This window comes from Mesorhizobium sp. M4B.F.Ca.ET.089.01.1.1, from assembly GCF_004022605.1.
GTDB classification, from domain to species: domain Bacteria; phylum Pseudomonadota; class Alphaproteobacteria; order Rhizobiales; family Rhizobiaceae; genus Mesorhizobium; species Mesorhizobium abyssinicae.
The window spans coordinates 1-1,510 of sequence record NZ_RZOS01000798.1 but is presented as its reverse complement, the minus strand read 5'-3'; the positions used below and the strand labels follow the sequence as shown (position 1 = coordinate 1,510).

The 1,510-nt window shown below is 68.1% G+C and carries 2 protein-coding genes; one reads left to right on the top strand and one right to left on the bottom strand.

Annotated features, from left to right (window positions below):
• The coding region (locus EN780_RS33975) for a lysozyme inhibitor LprI family protein (protein ID WP_128276437.1) at nt 1-406 on the top strand (406 nt) is incomplete at its 5' end.
• 8 nt (nt 407-414) lie between these two features.
• Here EN780_RS33975 and EN780_RS33970 read toward each other — a convergent pair.
• Nucleotides 415-1,491 carry a 5-(carboxyamino)imidazole ribonucleotide synthase gene (locus tag EN780_RS33970; RefSeq protein ID WP_128276436.1) on the bottom strand — a complete coding sequence of 359 codons (1,077 nt, stop codon included), beginning with the start codon at nt 1,489-1,491 and terminating at the stop codon, nt 415-417.
• Nucleotides 1,492-1,510 lie beyond the last annotated feature (19 nt).

The following is a 1,510-nucleotide window of genomic DNA, read 5'->3' as shown; positions in this document are numbered from 1 at the left end:
GTCCACCCGTCTTGCCGTGCTGGCGGCGGCCCCGGTCGCGCGGGCGCAGGAATGCGACCGAGGCGACGACAGCCAGCAGATGATGAATATCTGCGCCGATGCCGACTACCAGGCGGCCGACGCCAAGCTCAATGCAACCTACAAGGGTCTTGTCGGCGATGGCGACGAGAAGTCCAACAAATTGCTGCAGGCGGCGCAGCGCGCCTGGATCACGTTCCGCGACGCGGAATGCGCCTATTCCGCCGCGGACAGCGAGGGCGGCTCCATCTACCCGATGGAGGTCTCGCAATGCCTGACGGAGCTGACCAATGAGCGCGTCAAGCAGCTCACGTCCGGCCGCAACTGCCAGGAAGGCGACGCGACCTGCGCCAGCCCGGACGAGGACGAAGACCAGGACATCCAGTAAGCCGGTGCTCAGCTTCGACGGCTGATCCGGGTGAAATGGCCCATCTTGCGGCCGGCGCGCGCCTCGGCCTTGCCGTAGAGATGCAACATCAGGTCGGGCTCGGCGAGCAAGGCGGGGACACGCAGAATGTCGTCGCCGATCAGGTTTTCCATGACGCAGTCCGAGTGGCGGCCGGGCGTGCCCAGCGGCAGGCCGGCAACGGCGCGGATATGCTGCTCGAACTGCGAGACCGTCGCGGCCGCCTCCGTCCAGTGGCCGGAATTGTGGACGCGCGGTGCCATCTCGTTGGCGAGCAGCGAGCCGTCGGCGAGCACGAAGAACTCGACGCCGATGACGCCGACATAGTCGAGCGCCGCCAGCACCTTTGCCACCGCGGCCTGCGCGGCGGCCGCCGTTTCATGGCTGATCCCGGGCGGCAGGGTCGAAGTGTGCAGGATGCCGTCGCGATGGACATTCTCGGCCGGATCGTAGGCGGCGATGCTGCCGTCAAGGCCGCGCGCGGCGATCACCGATATCTCGCGCTCGAAGGCGACGAAGGATTCGAGGATCAGCGGCACATTGCCCATCGCCTCGCAGGTGCCGGAAAAGCCGCCGGTGTCCATGTTGCGGAAGACGCGCTGGCCCTTGCCGTCATAGCCCAGGCGCCGGGTCTTCAGGATGCCGCTGCCGCCGAATTCCTTCAGCGCGGCCGTCAGTTCGGCATCGTTGTCGATCGCGCGGAAATCGGCGGTCGAAATGCCGACGCCGTTGAGAAACTTCTTCTCGGCCAGCCGGTCCTGCGCCACTTCGAGGGCGCGCGCCGGCGGGTAGACCGGCACCTTGGCGGCCAGCGTGCTGGCGGCGGCCACCGGCACGTTCTCGAATTCGTAGGTGACGACGGCGCTGGCCGCGGCGAGTTCGGCGAGGGCCGCTGCATCGTCATAGGCGGCTGTTATCTGGCGGTTGGCGACTTGGGCCGCCGGGCAATCGGCCTGCGGTTCGAGCACCACGGTGCGATAGCCGAGACGGGCCGCGGCCATCGCCAGCATGCGGCCGAGCTGGCCGCCGCCGATGATGCCGATGGTCGATCCCGCAGGCAGGCTCATGGCGCGGCCGTCGGGTCCG